The 17864-nt window shown below is 71.6% G+C and carries 19 protein-coding genes; 13 read left to right on the plus strand and 6 right to left on the minus strand.

Annotated elements, in window-relative coordinates:
• Window positions 1-79: 79 nt before the first annotated feature.
• Together P8A20_RS13400 and P8A20_RS13405 are read left to right on the plus strand one after the other, a co-directional pair.
• Complete coding sequence (locus P8A20_RS13400) at window positions 80-1720, plus strand: phospho-sugar mutase (protein WP_147959216.1); 1641 nt, start codon at window positions 80-82, stop codon at window positions 1718-1720.
• Between the two features lie 440 nt (window positions 1721-2160).
• Window positions 2161-2628, plus strand: coding sequence for a hypothetical protein (locus tag P8A20_RS13405; protein ID WP_261988635.1), 468 nt, complete (start codon window positions 2161-2163; stop codon window positions 2626-2628).
• A 73-nt stretch (window positions 2629-2701) separates the two neighbouring features.
• On the opposite strand, the gene P8A20_RS13410 is transcribed toward P8A20_RS13405, so the two are convergent.
• A complete protein-coding gene (locus P8A20_RS13410) occupies window positions 2702-3340 on the minus strand; it encodes a PH domain-containing protein (RefSeq protein ID WP_147959215.1) in 639 nt (212 codons plus the stop codon).
• Between the two features lie 124 nt (window positions 3341-3464).
• Between P8A20_RS13410 and deoC the strand changes: the two genes are divergently transcribed.
• The 3 genes from deoC to P8A20_RS13425 are packed head-to-tail and all read left to right on the plus strand — an operon-like array spanning window position 3465 to window position 6800.
• A complete protein-coding gene (gene deoC, locus P8A20_RS13415) occupies window positions 3465-4451 on the plus strand; it encodes a deoxyribose-phosphate aldolase (protein WP_147960413.1) in 987 nt (328 codons plus the stop codon).
• Window positions 4452-4456: 5 nt separating this feature from the next.
• Entirely contained in the window at window positions 4457-5920 is a 1464-nt protein-coding gene (locus P8A20_RS13420; protein WP_147959214.1) for an aldehyde dehydrogenase family protein, read from the plus strand.
• Complete coding sequence (locus P8A20_RS13425) at window positions 5913-6800, plus strand: aldehyde dehydrogenase family protein (RefSeq protein WP_147959213.1); 888 nt, start codon at window positions 5913-5915, stop codon at window positions 6798-6800. The genes P8A20_RS13420 and P8A20_RS13425 overlap by 8 nt, the downstream gene beginning before the upstream one ends.
• A gap of 62 nt (window positions 6801-6862) precedes the next feature.
• Here the strand turns inward: P8A20_RS13425 and P8A20_RS13430 are convergent, their stop codons facing one another.
• On the minus strand, window positions 6863-7288 hold the full coding sequence (locus P8A20_RS13430; RefSeq protein WP_147959212.1) for a hypothetical protein: 426 nt from the start codon (window positions 7286-7288) through the stop codon (window positions 6863-6865).
• A gap of 63 nt (window positions 7289-7351) precedes the next feature.
• Here P8A20_RS13430 and P8A20_RS13435 point away from each other — a divergent pair, with 63 nt between their 5' ends.
• Window positions 7352-8056: a uridine kinase gene (locus tag P8A20_RS13435; protein ID WP_147959211.1), complete on the plus strand. Its 705-nt coding sequence runs from the start codon at window positions 7352-7354 to the stop codon at window positions 8054-8056.
• 173 nt (window positions 8057-8229) lie between these two features.
• On the opposite strand, the gene P8A20_RS13440 is transcribed toward P8A20_RS13435, so the two are convergent.
• Window positions 8230-8976, minus strand: a complete 747-nt coding sequence (locus P8A20_RS13440) for a SigE family RNA polymerase sigma factor (protein WP_306105145.1) — start codon at window positions 8974-8976, stop codon at window positions 8230-8232.
• 172 nt (window positions 8977-9148) lie between these two features.
• Between P8A20_RS13440 and afsQ1 the strand changes: the two genes are divergently transcribed.
• From afsQ1 to P8A20_RS13465, 5 genes are all read left to right on the plus strand, one after another.
• The gene (gene afsQ1, locus P8A20_RS13445) at window positions 9149-9826 is read left to right on the plus strand and encodes a two-component system response regulator AfsQ1 (RefSeq protein WP_015578482.1); all 678 of its coding nucleotides are present in this window, start codon (window positions 9149-9151) and stop codon (window positions 9824-9826) included.
• Window positions 9823-11355 (plus strand): ATP-binding protein, encoded by a 1533-nt coding sequence (locus tag P8A20_RS13450; protein ID WP_147959209.1) that lies wholly within the window; start codon window positions 9823-9825, stop codon window positions 11353-11355. The genes afsQ1 and P8A20_RS13450 overlap by 4 nt, the downstream gene beginning before the upstream one ends.
• On the plus strand, window positions 11352-11999 hold the full coding sequence (locus P8A20_RS13455) for a hypothetical protein (RefSeq protein ID WP_147959208.1): 648 nt from the start codon (window positions 11352-11354) through the stop codon (window positions 11997-11999). The genes P8A20_RS13450 and P8A20_RS13455 overlap by 4 nt, the downstream gene beginning before the upstream one ends.
• A 106-nt stretch (window positions 12000-12105) precedes the next feature.
• Complete coding sequence (locus P8A20_RS13460; RefSeq protein WP_147959207.1) at window positions 12106-12681, plus strand: VanZ family protein; 576 nt, start codon at window positions 12106-12108, stop codon at window positions 12679-12681.
• Window positions 12682-12772: 91 nt separating this feature from the next.
• Window positions 12773-12976, plus strand: a complete 204-nt coding sequence (locus tag P8A20_RS13465) for a PspC domain-containing protein (RefSeq protein WP_147959206.1) — start codon at window positions 12773-12775, stop codon at window positions 12974-12976.
• A gap of 74 nt (window positions 12977-13050) precedes the next feature.
• On the opposite strand, the gene P8A20_RS13470 is transcribed toward P8A20_RS13465, so the two are convergent.
• Together P8A20_RS13470 and P8A20_RS13475 are read right to left on the minus strand one after the other, a co-directional pair.
• Window positions 13051-13350, minus strand: coding sequence for a hypothetical protein (locus tag P8A20_RS13470; RefSeq protein ID WP_147959205.1), 300 nt, complete (start codon window positions 13348-13350; stop codon window positions 13051-13053).
• 134 nt (window positions 13351-13484) lie between these two features.
• A complete protein-coding gene (locus P8A20_RS13475; RefSeq protein WP_306103571.1) occupies window positions 13485-14639 on the minus strand; it encodes an adenosine deaminase in 1155 nt (384 codons plus the stop codon).
• 103 nt (window positions 14640-14742) lie between these two features.
• On the opposite strand from P8A20_RS13475, the gene P8A20_RS13480 reads away from it, so the two are divergent.
• Window positions 14743-15501 (plus strand): alpha/beta hydrolase, encoded by a 759-nt coding sequence (locus P8A20_RS13480; protein ID WP_261988633.1) that lies wholly within the window; start codon window positions 14743-14745, stop codon window positions 15499-15501.
• Between the two features lie 18 nt (window positions 15502-15519).
• Here P8A20_RS13480 and P8A20_RS13485 read toward each other — a convergent pair whose 3' ends face one another.
• Window positions 15520-16473 carry a LysR family transcriptional regulator gene (locus tag P8A20_RS13485; RefSeq protein WP_147959203.1) on the minus strand — a complete coding sequence of 318 codons (954 nt, stop codon included), beginning with the start codon at window positions 16471-16473 and terminating at the stop codon, window positions 15520-15522.
• A 62-nt stretch (window positions 16474-16535) separates the two neighbouring features.
• Here P8A20_RS13485 and P8A20_RS13490 point away from each other — a divergent pair, with 62 nt between their 5' ends.
• The gene (locus P8A20_RS13490) at window positions 16536-17843 is read left to right on the plus strand and encodes an MFS transporter (protein WP_147959202.1); all 1308 of its coding nucleotides are present in this window, start codon (window positions 16536-16538) and stop codon (window positions 17841-17843) included.
• Window positions 17844-17864 lie beyond the last annotated feature (21 nt).

Raw genomic sequence — 17864 nt, forward strand, 5'->3', positions numbered from 1 at the left:
CGCCCCTCATACCCCGGCCCGGGCAGAGCCCACGCCACGGCCACACCCCCGCACCCCCACCCGCAGAAAGGCGGCCACCGTGCAGCAGGACCTCATCACGCAGGCCAGGACCTGGCTCGCCGAGGACCCGGACCCGGACACCCGCGCGGAGCTCGCCGGACTCATCGAGGCCGGTGACCTCGCCGCACTGGAGGACCGCTTCGCCGGCACGCTCCAGTTCGGCACGGCCGGCCTGCGGGGCGAGATCGGCGCCGGGCCGATGCGGATGAACCGCTCCGTCGTCATCCGCGCGGCGGCCGGCCTGGCCGCGTATCTGAAGGCGCAGGGGCAGTCCGGCGGGCTCGTCGTCATCGGTTACGACGCCCGCTACAAGTCCGCCGACTTCGCCCGTGACACCGCGGCGGTGATGACCGGCGCGGGCCTGCGCGCGGCCGTGCTCCCGCGTCCGCTGCCCACCCCCGTGCTGGCGTTCGCCATACGGCATCTGGGAGCAGTCGCCGGTGTGGAGGTCACGGCCAGCCACAATCCGCCGCGCGACAACGGCTACAAGGTCTACCTCGGCGACGGCTCGCAGATCGTGCCCCCGGCCGACGCGGAGATCGCCGCCGCGATCGCGGCGGTGGGCCCGCTGGGCGGCGTACCGCGCCCGGAGTCGGGCTGGGAGATCCTCGGCGAGGACGTCCTGGCCGCCTATCTGGCGCGTACGGACGCCGTCCTGAGCCCCGGCTCCCCGCGGTCCGCGCGCACCGTGTACACCGCGATGCACGGCGTCGGCACGTCCGTCCTGACGGCCGCCTTCGCGCGGGCCGGTTTCCCCGAGCCGGTGCTGGTGGCCGAGCAGGCGGAACCCGACCCGGCGTTCCCCACCGTCGCCTTCCCCAACCCGGAGGAGCCCGGCGCGATGGATCTCGCGTTCGCGACCGCGCGCCGGGCCGGGCCGGACCTCGTCATCGCCAACGACCCGGACGCCGACCGTTGCGCCGTCGCCGTGCCGGACCCGTCGGCCGAGGGCGGCTGGCGGATGCTGCGCGGCGACGAGGTCGGCGCACTGCTCGCCGCCCACCTGGTGGACCGGGGTGTGACCGGGGTGCTGGCCGAGTCGATCGTCTCGTCCTCCCTGCTGGGCCGGATCGCGGAGAAGGCGGGCCTCGGCTACGAGGAGACGCTGACGGGCTTCAAGTGGATCGCCCGCGTGGAGGGCCTGCGCTACGGCTACGAGGAGGCGCTGGGCTACTGCGTCGACCCGGAGGGCGTACGCGACAAGGACGGCATCACGGCCGCGCTGCTGGTCGCCGAGCTCGCCTCCGTGCTCAAGGAGCAGGGCCGCACGCTCCTCGACCTGCTCGACGACCTCGCGCTCGCACACGGCCTGCACGCCACGGACCAGCTGTCGGTCCGGGTCGAGGACCTGACGGTCATCGCGGACGCCATGCGGCGTCTGCGCGGGACCCCCCCGACCGCCCTGGCGGGCCTCCCCGTCACCTCGGCCGAGGACCTCTCCCTGGGCACGGACGCCCTGCCGCCCACCGACGGGCTGCGCTACCACCTGACGGGCGCGAGGGTCATCGTCCGCCCGAGCGGCACCGAGCCGAAGCTCAAGTGCTACCTGGAGGTCGTGGTCCCGGTCCCCGGCAGGGACGGGCTCCCCGAGGCCCGCGCGAAGGCCGCGGAACTGCTGGCGGCCGTCAAGCGGGACCTGTCGGCGGCTGCGGGCATCTGACGTCCCCGACCGTCCGGCACGACGCCGGACGCGGCACCGCCCCGGGCCGGCTCGGCAGGCCGCGACGCGCGGATCCGGCGATCCGGTCCGGCCGTCAGCCGTGCCGGGGCGGGTGCCGTGCGGTCCGGGCTTCTCGCGCGCGGTCGCCCCTGCGGGCAATTTGCATGTGAACCCCGCGACACCCGCCGATGCCCTCGGCGCCGAGCCCTCCGCGCGGTGGCGCGTACGGCTCCGACCGCGCCCGGCGGAACACGCCGACCTCGTCAGGGGCGTGGGCGGCCGGCGCCCGGGAGGCGTGACGGACTCACGCCGCCCGGATCGTAAAGACCTTGTCCGTTGCTCCCACGTCACATAAGTTAACGGCGGAATTCACCAAGTCCTCACCCTGGGTGCGGACTTGGAGGATCGGCATGACCACGGACCAACGGGGAGGAACAACCATGCGCACTGTTCTGCGATCGACTGCTGTGACGCTCATGGCCGGGGGAGCGCTCTTCTTCACGATGAGCAATCCTGCGGCTGCCGCCGAGAACAACACCGGCGTCGTCGGTGGCTCACCGGGGAGTACCGCCACCTGCATCTCCACCATCAAGGGGGCGAAGGCCTGCTTCCAGCGGTACGGCGATGTCATCTGGACCAAGGACACCTCCGGCGACGGTTACAGCGTCTACACGAACTGGACCAACCAGCTGAAGCAGCCCAGCGGCACGTGGAAGACGTACCGCACCGGCAAGTGTTCGAACCCGGGCAGCAACGGCGACTACGCCTCGTGCAACAAGGACTTCTACGAAGCCACCAGCACGAACGCCTACGGGGGCAAGGGCAGTCGCATCCAGGTCTCGGCCTGCGTCGCCAGCATCGGTGACGACGAGTGCCAGACGAGCACCTGGATCACCAACGACAGCTGAGCCGTCGGCACGCGCGACTGATCGACGCGGCCGGTTCCCCTCGGGGGGGGCCGGCCGCATCGGCGTCTGAGCGTCAGCCGATCGCGAGCAGGACCACGAGCAGCACCAGACCGACGACGGCCGGGGCGATCACCTCGTAGGCCCAGCGCACCGACGCGGTGGTCGTGGCCTGCTCCTCGCGGCGGCCGGCGCGCTCGGCGAGTTCCCTCAGGTCGCCCACCGTCTGGTCCGCGGCGGCCGCGCGGGCGTGGGAGTCCCGGACGTCGGCGTGCACGGAGGTCCGGCCGTACGGGTCGTCGTGCGCCTGCTGGGTGGCCTTCCTGGCCGCCCTCTTGCGCTCACGCAGCGAGACGGGGACCGCCCAAAGCTGGTACTTGGCGCCGTCGTGCGTGAAGATCTCGCTGGAGTAGGTGGCGCGCACGGTGGAGACGTCCGACCAGGGCAGCACGATCGTGCGGAACGGGTTCCGGATCCGGATCCGCTCCGCGTCGGCGAAGACCGCGGGCCGCAGGGTGAACGCCACGATCAGCGGGATCACCGTCAGCAGCGCGGCCAGCGCCAGCCACGGCACCCATCCCTTGCCCTGGACCACCGCGTCGCCGCCGATCCAGCCGACCAGCAGGATCAGCAGTGCGCCGCTGACCAGCCCGGCGCCCGACCGGAAGGTCCGGTCGGCGTAGGAGGGCTCGGCGGGGGGTGTGGGGCTCGTCATGGTCCCGATTCTGCCTGAAGCGGCGCCGGGGACGCGGAGGGGCCGTGCCCCGCTCGGGGAAGACCCGAAACGGGTGGGGCCCTGTACAGGTCGCTACGCGCGTAGATATGCTCATGTGGTGACCATGCCCACCACTGCTCCCTCCCCCAAGCGCTCAGCTCCGCCCGAGCAGGGGGGACCCCTGTTCGCCGACGCGACGGCGTCCGACAGTGCGCTGCGCCGCTTCCTGCACGGGCTGCCCGGCGTAGACACCGTCGGCCTCGAAGCGCGCGCCGCCTCCCTCGGTACCCGTTCGATCAAGACGACCGCCAAGGCGTACGCCATCGATCTCGCCATCTCGATGATCGACCTGACGACGCTGGAAGGCGCGGACACGCCCGGCAAGGTCCGGGCCCTGGCCGCCAAGGCGGTCAATCCCGACCCCACCGACCGCACGACCCCGCGCACCGCGGCCGTCTGCGTCTACCCCGACATGGCGGCGACCGCCGTGGCCGCGCTGGCCGGCTCCGGGGTGAAGGTCGCGTCCGTGGCGACGGCCTTCCCCGCGGGACGCGCCGCTCTGGACGTCAAGCTCGCGGACGTCCGCGACGCGGTGGCGGCCGGGGCCGACGAGATCGACATGGTGATCGACCGCGGCGCCTTCCTCTCCGGCCGTTACCTCAAGGTCTACGAGGAGATCGTCGCCGTGAAGGCCGAGTGCGGATCCGCACGGCTGAAGGTGATCTTCGAGACCGGCGAGCTCTCCACGTACGACAACATCCGGCGGGCCTCCTGGCTCGGGATGCTGGCGGGGGCCGACTTCATCAAGACGTCGACCGGCAAGGTCGCCACCAACGCCACCCCGGCGAACACCCTGCTGATGCTGGAGGCCGTGCGCGACTTCCGGGAGCAGACGGGCGTGCAGATCGGCGTGAAGCCCGCGGGCGGCATCCGCACGACCAAGGACGCGGTCAAGTTCCTCGTCCTGGTCAACGAGACCGCCGGCGAGGACTGGCTGGACAACCACTGGTTCCGCTTCGGCGCCTCCAGCCTGCTGAACGACCTGCTGATGCAGCGCCAGAAGCTCAGCACCGGCCGTTACTCCGGCCCCGATTACGTGACGGTGGACTGATTTCCATGGCATCCGCATTCGATTACGCACCGGCTCCGGAGTCCCGCTCCGTCGTCGACATCGCCCCCTCGTACGGCCTGTTCATCGACGGCGAGTTCACCGAGGCCGCCGACGGCAAGGTCTTCAAGACCGTCAGCCCGTCCACCGAGGAGGTGCTCTCCGAGGTCGCGCAGGCCGGCGCCGAGGACGTGGACCGCGCGGTGAAGGCGGCCCGCAGGGCGTTCGAGAAGTGGTCGGCGCTGCCCGGCTCCGAGCGCGCCAAGTACCTCTTCCGGATCGCCCGGATCATCCAGGAGCGCTCGCGCGAGCTGGCCGTCCTGGAGACCCTGGACAACGGCAAGCCGATCAGGGAGACCCGCGACGCGGACCTCCCGCTGGTCGCCGCGCACTTCTTCTACTACGCCGGCTGGGCCGACAAGCTCGACCACGCGGGGTTCGGCCGGAGGACGGCAGAGGGAATCGCCGGCGCGAACCCCCGCCCGCTCGGGGTGGCCGGCCAGATCATCCCGTGGAACTTCCCGCTGCTGATGCTCGCCTGGAAGATCGCCCCGGCGCTCGCCACCGGCAACACCGTGGTGCTGAAGCCCGCGGAGACGACACCGCTGTCCGCCCTGTTCTTCGCCGACATCTGCCGGCAGGCGGGCCTGCCCAAGGGCGTCGTCAACATCCTCACGGGGTACGGCGACGCGGGCGAGGCGCTCGTCTCGCACCCCGACGTGAACAAGGTCGCCTTCACCGGCTCGACCGCCGTGGGCAAGGCCATCGCCCGGCAGATCGCCGGCACGGACAAGAAGGCCACTCTCGAACTGGGCGGCAAGGGCGCGAACATCGTCTTCGACGACGCGCCGGTCGACCAGGCCGTCGAGGGCATCGTCACCGGCATCTTCTTCAACCAGGGCCAGGTCTGCTGCGCGGGTTCGCGGCTCCTCGTGCAGGAGTCCGTGCACGACGAGGTGCTGCACGCCCTCAAGCGCAGGCTGTCCACGCTCCGGCTCGGCGACCCGCTGGACAAGAACACCGACATCGGCGCGATCAACTCCGCGGAACAACTCTCCCGGATCACCGCACTCGTCGAGACGGGCGAGGCCGAGGGCGCCGAGCGGTGGTCCGCTCCGTGCGAACTGCCGTCCGCCGGTTACTGGTTCCCGCCGACCCTGTTCACCGGGGTCAGCCAGGCGCACACCGTCGCCCGCGACGAGATCTTCGGCCCGGTGCTGTCGGTCCTGACGTTCCGCACGCCGGACGAGGCCGTCGCCAAGGCCAACAACACCCAGTACGGCCTCTCCGCGGGCATCTGGACGGAGAAGGGCTCCCGCATCCTCGCGGTGGCGAACAAGCTCCGCGCCGGTGTCGTGTGGGCCAACACGTTCAACAAGTTCGACCCGACCTCGCCGTTCGGCGGATACAAGGAGTCGGGCTTCGGCCGCGAGGGCGGCCGTCACGGTCTGGAGGCCTACCTCGATGTCTGACGGGCGACTGAGCGTCTTCAAGACCTACAAGCTGTACGTCGGGGGCAAGTTCCCCCGCTCCGAGAGCGGCCGGGTGTACGAGGTGAACGACTCGAAGGGAAAGTGGCTGGCGAACGCCCCGCAGTCGTCCCGCAAGGACGCGCGTGACGCGGTCGTGGCCGCACGCAAGGCGTTCGGCGGCTGGTCGGGCGCGACCGCGTACAACCGCGGGCAGATCCTCTACCGCGTCGCCGAGATGCTGGAGGGCCGCCGGGAGCAGTTCGTCCGCGAGGTCGCGGACGCCGAAGGGCTGTCGAAGTCCAAGGCGGCGGCGGTCGTCGACGCGGCGGTCGACCGCTGGGTCTGGTACGCGGGCTGGACGGACAAGATCGGCCAGATCGTGGGCGGGGCCAACCCGGTCGCGGGCCCGTTCCTCAACCTGTCCACCCCGGAGCCGACGGGCGTGGTCGCGGTCCTCGCCCCGCAGGAGTCGTCGTTCCTGGGCCTCGTCTCGGTGATCGCCCCGGTGATCGCCACGGGGAACACCGCGGTCGTCGTCGCGTCGGCGGACGCTCCGCTGCCCGCGCTCTCGCTGGGCGAGGTCCTGGCGACCTCGGACCTGCCGGGCGGCGTGGTGAACATCCTGTCGGGGAGCACGGCGGAGCTCGCGGCTCCCCTGGCCTCCCACCAGGACGTCAACGCCATCGACCTCACGGGAGCCGACGCCGGTCTCGCGAAGGAGCTGGAGATCGCGGCGGCGGACAATCTGAAGCGCACTCTTCGTCCACAGGCTGTGGACTGGTCGGCCGATCCCGGGACGCGCCGTCTGACGGCCTTCCTGGAGACGAAGACGGTCTGGCACCCGACGGGCGCACTGGGAGCCTCCGGCTCCTCGTACTGATCCCGGGCATGTGTGTGGGGCCGCCCGCTCCGGGCGGCCCCACACACATGTGCGTACGACGGTCAGCCGGTGACCAGACCGGTCACCTCTCCGACCACGGGCAGGTCGCCGAGCGCGGCACCGCTGGTCAGCGGGTCGGTGACCAGCGCGGTGGTCACGGGCTTGAAGTCGGCCACCTGGGTGCCCACCGCGTTGTCCAGGGGGTCCACGCCCGTCCCGGCCAGCGGGTCCAGCTGCAGGTCGGTCACGGGCTTCACGGCCCCCACGAGCCCGTATCCGAGCGCGCTGGTCAGCGCGGGCGCCGCCGCTTCCTTGACCGCCCCGAGCGTGCTGTCCGCGGTGTCCGAACCGGTCGCGGGCGGGGCGGGCAGCGGCGCGGCCTGCGCCGCCGCCCCGCCCGCGCCGAGTGCCGCGCCCAGCGCGGTGAGGGTCAGACCGGCGCGCAGCAGGGTGCGGTGCCGGGGCTTGGACAGTGCATGACGTGCCATGTTTTCCCACCTGATCGGGACGTGTCGGGTAATCATCCGTGCGCGCAGAGTAGTTGAGGTGTGATGCTGCATACCAACAGGACCTCCCGGGGATCCCCTACGCGGGTCAATGCCTCACACTTCTGTTCTGTGAGTTCCCAACCGATCCCCACGCGCGTCGTGCTGCTCGCCGGTCCGTCCGGCTCCGGCAAGTCGTCCCTCGCGGCCCGCAGCGGCCTCCCGATGCTCCGTCTGGACGACTTCTACAAAGAGGGAAACGATCCGACACTGCCGCGGGTCACCGGCAGCGCGGACATCGACTGGGACTCGCCCCTGTCCTGGGACGCGGACGCCGCCGTCGCGGCCGTTGCGGAACTGTGCGCCGCCGGGCGCACGTCCGTCCCGCTGTACGACATCGCGACGAGTTCGCGGACAGGCCAGGAGACGCTCGACATCGAGCGCACGCCGCTGTTCGTCGCCGAGGGCATATTCGCGGCGGACATCGTGGAGCGCTGCCAGGAGCTGGGTCTGCTCGCCGACGCGCTGTGCCTGCGCGGCCGGCCGGTGACGACGTTCCGCCGACGGCTGTTGCGGGATCTGCGCGAAGGCCGGAAGTCGGTGCCGTTCCTGCTGCGCCGCGGATGGCGGCTGATGCGGGCCGAGCGGGGCATCGTGGCCCGGCAGGCGGCTCTGGGCGCCTACCCGTGCGGCAGGGACGAGGCGCTGGGACGGCTCGCGTCGGCGGCCGCCGGGCGCTGCCGGACCCCGCGGAGCCGGGTGCCGAACTGAGGGACCGCCCCCGTCACGCGGCCCCGGGCACGCGCGACGGGGGCGGACAAGACCCCCCGGCCTGTCCGCCCCCGCTGCGTGCTGCCCCCGTACCGCAGCCTCCCCCGAGGCTGCGGCCTTTCCCCCGTGTCCCCCGTACCCCGTTCCCCCGTGCCCCGTTTCCCCCGTAGACCTCAGGCCACCAGCTCGCCGAAGGACTCCTCCTCGTCACGGCCGAAGCTGAGGACCTCGTCCTCGCGCAGCCGGCGGAGCGACCGCCAGATGCTCGACTTCACCGTGCCGACACTGATGTCGAGGATGGACGCGATCTCCGGGTCCGTGCGGCCCTCGTAGTAGCGAAGGACCAGCATGGTGCGCTGGAGTTCAGGCAGCCGCGCGAGCGCCTGCCAGAGCACCGCCCGCAGTTCCGTGCGCCGCATCGCGTCCGTGTCGCCGACCGTCTCCGGCAGCTCCTCGGTCGGGTATTCGTTGAGCTTGCGCCTGCGCCACGCGCTGATGTGCAGGTTGGTCATGGTGCGGCGGAGGTATCCGCCGACCGCCGCCTTGTCACTGATCCTGTCCCAGGCCCGGTACGTCGAGAAGAGGGCGCTCTGCAGCAGGTCCTCGGCCTCGTACCGGTCGCCGGTCAGGTGGTAGGCGGTTGCGTACAGGGAGGCACGGCGCTCCTGGACGTAGGCGGTGAACGCGGCTTCCGCGTCCTGTGCCCGGTCCTGGAGCGACCGGTCCCCCGAGCCCTCCCCGTACGCGCTTCCCCCGATTTCCCCCGTGGGCGCGTCAACCATCGTCAGGTACGACGAGTGCTGACGCCCGGCGCCACGCACACGCCCCCGCCCTGCGGCACCGGACTTCTCCGGGCTCCTCCCGACGTCGTGAAGGCGTGTGACAACTGCGCTTGAGGTGCTGCTGTGCAGTGCGTTCATCATCTGGCGCCCCCCATCGGTGGAGTCCGTTCGTTCCGTGTGCCATTGAGCTTGCCGGGGCGATTTCATGGCGCTGTCCCCCGACTGTCACAGAGCTGTCACAGGGCATGTCGGCCGATCAAGTCGGGGGGATTGTCGAAACGTGGCACCACCATGGGCCAGAATGGCCCACGTGCCTTTCCTGTTGCTGATCGAGGACGACGACGCCATCCGCACGGCCCTCGAACTCTCACTGTCACGCCAGGGCCACCGTGTGGCCACCGCGGCGACGGGAGAGGACGGCCTGGAGCTGCTCCGGGAGCAGCGGCCGGACCTGGTCGTGCTGGATGTGATGCTGCCCGGGATCGACGGTTTCGAGGTCTGCCGGCGGATCCGGCGCACCGACCAACTGCCGATCATTCTGCTGACCGCGCGCAGCGACGACATCGACGTCGTGGTGGGACTGGAGTCCGGCGCGGACGACTATGTCGTGAAACCCGTGCAGGGCCGGGTGCTCGACGCCCGTATCCGCGCGGTCCTGCGCCGCGGGGAGAGGGAGTCCACGGACTCGGCGACGTTCGGAAGTGTCGTCATCGACCGCTCGGCGATGACCGTCACGAAGAACGGGGAGGACCTGCAGCTCACGCCGACCGAGCTGCGGCTCCTGCTCGAACTGAGCCGCCGTCCCGGACAGGCCCTGTCCCGGCAGCAGTTGCTGCGTCTCGTGTGGGAGCACGACTATCTCGGTGACTCCCGGCTGGTGGACGCCTGCGTGCAGCGGCTGCGGGCGAAGGTGGAGGACGTGCCGTCGTCGCCGACCCTGATCCGTACCGTGCGCGGTGTCGGCTACCGGCTGGACTCGCCTCAGTGAGTGATACCGCGAAGCGCTCCATACTCGCGGGTCTTCGCTGGACCAGCCTGCGGCTGCGGCTGCTGATCGTGTTCGCGCTGGTGGCCCTGACGGCGGCGGTGTCCGCGTCGGGCATCGCGTACTGGCTCAACCGCGAGGCGGTCCTGACGCGTACGCAGGACACGGCGCTCGGCGACTTCCGCCGTCAGATGCAGAACCGGGCGGCCTCGCTGCCGCTGGAGCCCACCGCCGACGATCTGCGGGACGCGGCCGAGCAGATGGCGCACAGCGGTCCCGGCTACCACGTGCTGCTGATCGGCAGCCACGACGGCAAGCCCGTCACCGGTTCGTCCGACCTGGACTCGTTCACCAAGGCCGACGTGCCCGCCTCGCTGCAGAAGCAGGTGAACAAGAAGCAGCCGCTGACGTCGGCCAACACCTTTGAGTACCACCTGTTCTGGCAGCGTACGACGCTGGGCAACACGCCTTATCTGGTGGCGGGCACGAAGATCATCGGCGGTGGTCCCGCCGGGTACATGCTGAAGTCGCTCGACCAGGAGCGCGAGGACCTCAGTTCACTGGCGTGGTCCCTGGGGATTGCGACGGCGCTGGCCCTGGTGGGTTCGGCGCTCCTGGCCCAGGCCGCGGCGACGACCGTGCTGCGGCCGGTGCAGCGGCTCGGCGACGCGGCGCGCAAGCTCGGCGAGGGCAAGCTCGACACCCGTCTCGTGGTCTCCGGCACCGATGAACTCGCCGATCTCTCGCACACGTTCAACAAGGCCGCGAGCTCCTTGGAGAAGAAGGTCGCGGACATGAGCGCGCGGGAGGAGTCGAGCCGCCGCTTCGTGGCCGACATGTCCCACGAGCTGCGCACCCCGCTGACCGCGATCACCGCGGTCGCGGAGGTGCTGGAGGACGAGGCGGACAGCCTGGACCCGATGATCGCCCCGGCCGTCCACCTGGTGGTGAGCGAGACCCGCCGGCTGAACGACCTGGTGGAGAACCTCATGGAGGTCACCCGCTTCGACGCCGGCACGGCCCGCCTCGTCCTGGACACGGTGGATGTCGCCGACCAGGTGACGGCCTGCATCGACGCCCGTGCCTGGCTGGACGCGGTCGACCTGGACGCGGAGCGCGGCATCATGGTGCGGCTCGACCCGCGCCGGCTCGACGTGATCCTGGCGAACCTGATCGGGAACGCGCTCAAGCACGGCGGGTCGCCGGTCCGGGTGTCCGTACGGACCGACGAGGACGACCTGGTCATCGAGGTGCGCGACCACGGCCCGGGTATCCCCGAAGAGGTCCTGCCCCACGTGTTCGACCGTTTCTACAAGGCGAGTGCCTCACGCCCGCGCTCGGACGGCAGTGGACTCGGGCTGTCCATCGCGGTCGAGAACGCCCACATCCACGGTGGTGACATCACGGCCTCGAATCTGCCGGACGGTGAGGGCGCGGTGTTCGTGCTGCGGCTCCCCCGGGACGCGGAGGGGCTGACCGGTGCCCCCGGGTCGGACGACCCGGACCGCGACGAGAAGGACGGTTCGCAGTGACGCGCAGCGAGCGGGCGTACGGCGCCCCGCGCCGGAGCCGGGGGCCTCGCAGGGCCCTCGCCGCGCTGGCCGCCGTGGTGGCGGGTGCGGCGCTGGCCACGGGCTGCGGCATCCGCAGCACCTCGGTCCCGGTGGACGCCGGGGCGGCGCCCTCCCGGATGCCGTGCCGGACGGCGTCGGCGGAGGCGACCACGCCGCCGCTGCCGGAGAGCGTCGCCGTGCGGGTCTACCTGGTCTGCGCCTCGCAGCTGGTGACGGTGGAGCGCACGGTCGAGATCGACGAATCGCGGTCCGCCCCCCTCCTGGTCGCGCAGGCCCTCCTGGGCGAGTTGCAGCGGGAGCCGGACTCCGACGAGCGGCGCGCGGGCTTCTCCACAGATGTGCCGACGGGACTGCGGGTCTCCGACGCGCGCGAGGGCGACCCGGACGGGACACTGCGGCTCAGCGAGCAGCCGGACGACCTGCCGGCCGAGGCGCTCGCACAGGTCGTGTGCTCCTACGCGGACAACGAGCCTCTCGGATCCGGGGGGTCGGTCCTGCTCGGCGGACCGGGGAAGTACGCCCCGCGGGGCTATCTGTGCACGTCGGAGACGAAGAGCCGGCCCGGCGAGGTACCCACCCTGGGCGCGGTCGAGCTGTCCTGAGGCTCTCCGGGCCCGCCCCCGCGCGGGGTCCCGGGGTGTCCGTGCCGCTCGTCACAGACCCTTCCCGGAAACGGGCGGAACCGATCCTGCCGGTCGTGGCGTCTTGGTGGACGTGCGTCACAGTTCGGACGGCCCGGCCGTCATCCGCTTCCGCGCGGCGGGGGTATTCCTCCTCCTCGTGCATCTTCTGTTCGTCTGCTGGCTGACGCTGCGCCCGCTGGACGTGCCCTGGATGACGGCCGCGAATCTCCAGCCGTTCGCCGGGATCAGGTCGGACCTGGCTCTGGGTCCGGCCGAGGCGACGCGGCGCATCGGTGAGGCCCTGCTGCTCCTGGCACCGCTGGGCATACTCCTGCCCATGGCCGGCGGCAGGCTGCTGGTCTCCCCGTGGGCATCACTGGCCCGTACGGTCGCGGCGGGCGCGCTGATCTCCATGGCCATCGAGCTGGCGCAGACGGGCGTGCCGGGCCAGGTCGTGGACGTCGACTCGCTGCTGCTGAACACCACCGGTGTGGCGGTGGCCCATCTGCTGGTCGTACCGCTGTCGCGGTCCCGGCTGCGGCGGGGCAACCGGGCGGGGGCCGGCGACCTGTCCCGGATCGGGTACGGGATCCGGCAGGTACGGGTCGAGGGCCCTCAGGGGTCCACCCCGACGATTACCAGGGTCGGCATCGCCCCGTAGAGCGATGCTTCGCACCCATTCGCGGGGGCACTGTGGAGATACGGGAGCACGACGGAGCTGCTCCCCGAAACGGTTCGCGAAGGAGCTCACCATGGCCGCACTTGCCCGCCCCCGTGACGGACGCATGATCGGTGGAGTGTGCGCGGCGCTGGCTCGGCGCTTCGGCACCTCCGCAGGGACGATGCGTGTCATCTTCCTGGTGTCGTGTCTGCTTCCCGGCCCCCAGTTCCTGCTCTACCTGGCGCTGTGGATCCTGCTGCCGTCGGAGAGGACCGCGGCCACGACGGCCTGGTGACCGTCGGGCCACGGGGAAAGCACGTGGGGCGCGCACCCGGTCCGGGTGCGCGCCCCACGTGTGTGGTGCGGTGGTCAGCGGCCGATGGGCAGGGCACCGGTCAGGCCGCCGGCAGGCAGGCCGCCGAGCAGGTTGGTGCCGGGTGCCGAGAGGTCGCCGCCGCCGCGCTGCTGCTGCTGGTCGAGCAGACCGCCGGCCGCCTTCTGCACGGCGGGAAGCGCGTCGGTGACGGAGTCGAGCGCGACGTTGGCGGGCAGGGCGCCGGCCAGGGAGTCGACGGGCACGGCGACCGCGGAGGCGCTGCCCGCGCCGGCGGCGGCGAAAGCGGCACCGAGAGCTGCGACACCGAGGGTCCTGACAGCAGACTGCTTCATGTGAAATTCATCCTTGGGGAAGGGGATGTGAGCGGCTCTGCAACGTAGTCATCCGCGCGTCCCTCCCGCAAACATGCCGGGACACGGAAAACGGCCGGGATTCCACGCTCCCGGCCGTTTCCCCGGCTGATCGATCAGCCGGCGAAGGAGGACGACCCGCTGGTCACAGCGGTCTGCCGGAACAGCCACTCGGATTTCAGCTCCGCGTATCCGGGCTTCACGACGTCGTTGATCATCGCCAGACGTTCATCGAAAGGAATGAACGCCGATTTCATCGCATTGACTGTGAACCACTGCATGTCGTCGAGCGTGTATCCGAATGTCTCGGTCAGTCGCTCGAATTCCCCGCTCATGCTCGTCCCGCTCATCAGCCGGTTGTCCGTATTGACGGTGGCACGGAAATGCAGCCGCCGCAGCAGCCCGATGGGGTGCTCGGCGTACGAGGCCGCCGCACCGGTCTGGAGGTTGGAGGTCGGGCAGAGTTCCAGCGGGATCCGCTTGTCGCGCACGTAGGAGGCGAGACGGCCCAGCGTCACCGTGCCGTCGTCGGCGATCTCGATGTCGTCGATGATGCGGACACCGTGGCCGAGCCGGTCCGCGCCGCACCACTGCAGGGCCTGCCAGATCGACGGCAGGCCGAAGGCCTCGCCCGCGTGGATGGTGAAGTGGTTGTTCTCGCGCTTCAGGTACTCGAAGGCGTCCAGGTGGCGGGTGGGAGGGTATCCCGCCTCGGCGCCCGCGATGTCGAAGCCCACCACGCCCAGGTCGCGGTAACGGTTGGCGAGTTCGGCGATCTCCAGCGCGCGGGCGGCGTGCCGCATCGCGGTGAGGAGCGCGCCGACGCGGATGCGGTGGCCGTTGGCCCGGGCACGGCGCTCGCCCTCACGGAAACCCTCGTTGACCGCCTCGACCACCTCTTCGAGGGACAGCCCGGCGGTGAGGTGCTGCTCGGGTGCGTAGCGCACCTCGGCGTAGACGACACCGTCCTCGGCCAGGTCCTCGGCGCACTCCGCCGCCACCCGGACCAGCGCGTCCCGGGTCTGCATGACCGCGCAGGTGTGGGCGAACGTCTCCAGGTAGCGCTCCAGCGAGCCGGAGTCGGCCGCGTCACGGAACCAGGCGCCGAGCTTGTCGGGCTCGGTCTCGGGCAAGGCGTCGTAGCCCTGCGCGAGAGCCAGCTCGATGATCGTGCCGGGGCGCAGGCCACCGTCGAGATGGTCGTGGAGCAGCACCTTGGGCGCGCGGCGGATCTGGTCGGGACCGGGGACATTCAGGGTCTGGCTCGTCATTCGGGCACTGTAGCGCCTACGCGCGTAGAGCGGTGGGTGCCGATGCGTAACAGTGACCGCGAAGCCAGGTGGAATACACCTGCCCTTCTGACACTGTTCTGTCATGGCACAGCGCGCACTTCCCCTGCCTGCCGCCAGGCTGGGACGGGCCGTCCTCACGGCCGGAGCAGCACCCGAGGTCAGCGGCGTGGTCCTGCTGCTCCCGGACGGCGAGACCGATTCCAGACGCCGCCCCTCCACCCTCTCGTACGCGGTTCAGCTGCCGTTCGCCCGCTCCCTGGCCCGGGCCGGGCAGGAGGACGGGCTCGCGGTGCACGTCGTGCGCTACCGCACGAGGGGATGGAACGCCGACGCCGATCCGGCGGCGGACGCCCACTGGGCGGCCGACGAGGTCGTACGGCGCTACGGCGACGTCCCGGTGTGCCTCGTGGGGCACGGCATGGGCGGCCGGGCGGCCCTGCGCGGCGCCGGGCACACCGCGGTCAGCTCCGTGCTGTCGATGGCCCCCTGGCTCCCGGACGGCGCGGAACCCGGGCCCGAACCCGTCAGGCACCTGGCGGGACGACGGGTGCTGATCGTGCACGGCACGAACGACGCGCGGACGAACCCCGAGCTCTCCTACCGGCTGGCCGAGCGGGCCAAGAAGGCCAACCGGGCCACCTGCCGCTTCGAGGTCCACTCGGACGGGCACGCGCTGCGCCAGCACCGGTCCGAAGTGGTGGCGCTGGCGGCGGACTTCGTGAGGGGGTCGCTGTTCGGCCGGCCGTACGCCCGGCCGGTCGCCGACGCGTTCGCGGCACCGCCGCCGCTGGGGCTGCGGATGCCGCTCGCGGCGGGGTTCGGGCGGTCGCTGAGGCACTGAGGGGTCCGCCGGCCCGGATCAGTCGGGCAGCAGACTGCCCCGGCGCGACAGCAGGAAGCGTTTGAAGGCGGCCACCGGCGGGGTGTCCGGGTGTCCGTCGAGCCATGCGACCCCGATCTCGCGTGCCGCGCGCGGCGCGGTCACCGTCAGCTCGACCACCCCCGGCCGGGCGACGGCGGGCGGCGGCAGCAGGGCCACCCCGAGCCCGGCCGCGACCAGGCCGCGCAGTGTCTCCGCCTCCTCGCCCTCGAAGGCCACCCGGGGTGTGAAACCGGCCTCGGCGCAGAGGTCGTCGGTGATCCGGCGCAGTCCGTAACCGGGTTCGAGGGTGACGAACGTTTCGTCGGCGGCCTCGGCGAGGCGGATGCGGCGGCGGCCGGCCAGCCGGTGGTCGTCGGGGACGACCAGCCGCAGCCGCTGCTCGTCCAGGCGCATGGCGACGAGGTCCGGTGCGTCGGGGACGGGTGAGGTGAGACAGAGGTCGAGGCCGCCCGCCCGCAGGCGTTCGATCATGGCCTCGCCGTAGTTCTGGACGAGCTGGAAGCGGACCTTGGGATGGTCGGCGCGGAAGGCGCGGATCAGGGCGGGCACGGTCTCGGATCCCATGGTGTGCAGGAAGCCGAAGGCGACCTTGCCCGCCGTGGGGTCGGCGTCGGCCCGGACCGAGTCGGCCGCCTTCTCCACCTCCGCCAGGGCGCGTTCGGCCGAACCGAGGAAGGTGCGGCCGGCGGGGGTGAGCGAGACGGTGCGGCCCCGGCGGGCGAACAGCGCGACACCCAGGTCCTGTTCGAGCCGCACCATGGCCCGCGAAAGCGTCGACTGGGGCACTCCGAGCTCGTGCGCGGCGCGGGTGACGTGCTCGTGGCGGGCCACCGCCTCGAAGTACGCGAGACGTGGCGCGAGCACGGCCCGGATGTCTTCTTCGTAACCGCTCGGTGACAGCCGTGGCTGTGAGCTGTATTGATGCACCATGGGAACGATTATGAGGGTTTCATGCATTGGACGCATGAAACGTGCGGGTCTAGGTTCGCTGTATGCCTCCTGCCAGTACCGGGGCGTCCACCGTCATGCTGGACGCCGCCGTTCCGCCGTCTCCCGCCGCCGCCTCCCCGACCGTCCCGGACCGCCTCACGCCCGGCGGCCCCGGCTACCGCCGGATGAGCTTCGCGCTCTTCGCGGCGGGGATCGCGACCTTCGCCCTCCTGTACTCCACCCAGGCCCTGCTGCCCGCCGTGTCCGCGTCCTTCGGCGCGACGGCCGGCCAGGCGAGCTGGACGGTCTCCGCGGCGACCGGTGCGCTGGCCCTCTGTGTCCTGCCGCTGAGCGCTCTCTCCGAGCGCTTCGGGCGGCGCCAGATGATGACGGCCTCCCTGGCGGTCGCCGTGGTGATCGGACTGCTCGTCCCCTTCGCCCCGTCGATCGGGTGGCTGATCGCGCTGCGCGCGGTCCAGGGCGCGGCACTGGCGGGGCTGCCGGCCTCCGCGATGGCCTACCTGGCCGAGGAGGTCCGGCCCAAGGCACTGGTGGCCGCGATCGGACTGTTCGTGGCGGGCAACAGCGTCGGCGGCATGAGCGGTCGCATCCTCGCCGGGTGGGTCGCCCAGCTGTGGGGATGGCGGGTGGCACTCGGCGCGATCGGGCTCCTCGCCGTGGCCTGTGCGGTGGCCTTCCACTTCCTGATCCCCCGGGCCAGGCACTTCAGCCCCGCCTCGCTCAACCCGAAGGCGCTGGCGAAGACCGTCACCGGCCACCTGTCCGACCCGCTGCTGCGCCGGCTGTACGCCATCGGCGCCCTGTTCATGACGGTGTTCGGCGCGGTGTACACCGTGATCGGCTACCGGCTCGTCGACGAGCCCTTCGGCCTCCCGCAGGGCATCGTCGGCTCGATCTTCCTCGTCTACCTCGTCGGCACGGTCTCCTCCGCCGCCGCGGGCAGTCTGGTCGCCCGGCTGGGCCGCCGGGGCGCGCTCTACCTCGCCGTCTCCACGACGGCGGCCGGTCTGCTGCTCTCCCTGGCCGACCAGCTGGCCGCGATCCTGGCGGGCCTCGTCCTCATCACGGCGGGCTTCTTCGCCGGACACGCGGTCGCCTCGTCCTCGGTGAGCCGCACGGCGACGACGGGCCGTGCCCAGGCGTCGGCCCTGTACCAGTCCGCGTACTACCTGGGCTCCAGCGCGGGCGGCACGCTCGGCGCCGTCGCCTTCCACGCCGGCGGCTGGGCCGGCACGGTCGCGCTGGGCGTCCTCGCGGTCCTCGGCGTCCTGTCGATCACCCTGTTCGGCAGCCGGGCGGCCCGGGCGGAGCGGCTCCGCGCCGCGTCCCCCGCACCGGTGCACAACTGAGACCTTCCCGGCACAACCGCT

It is taken from the genome of Streptomyces sp. Alt3 (assembly GCF_030719215.1).
GTDB classification, from domain to species: domain Bacteria; phylum Actinomycetota; class Actinomycetes; order Streptomycetales; family Streptomycetaceae; genus Streptomyces; species Streptomyces glycanivorans.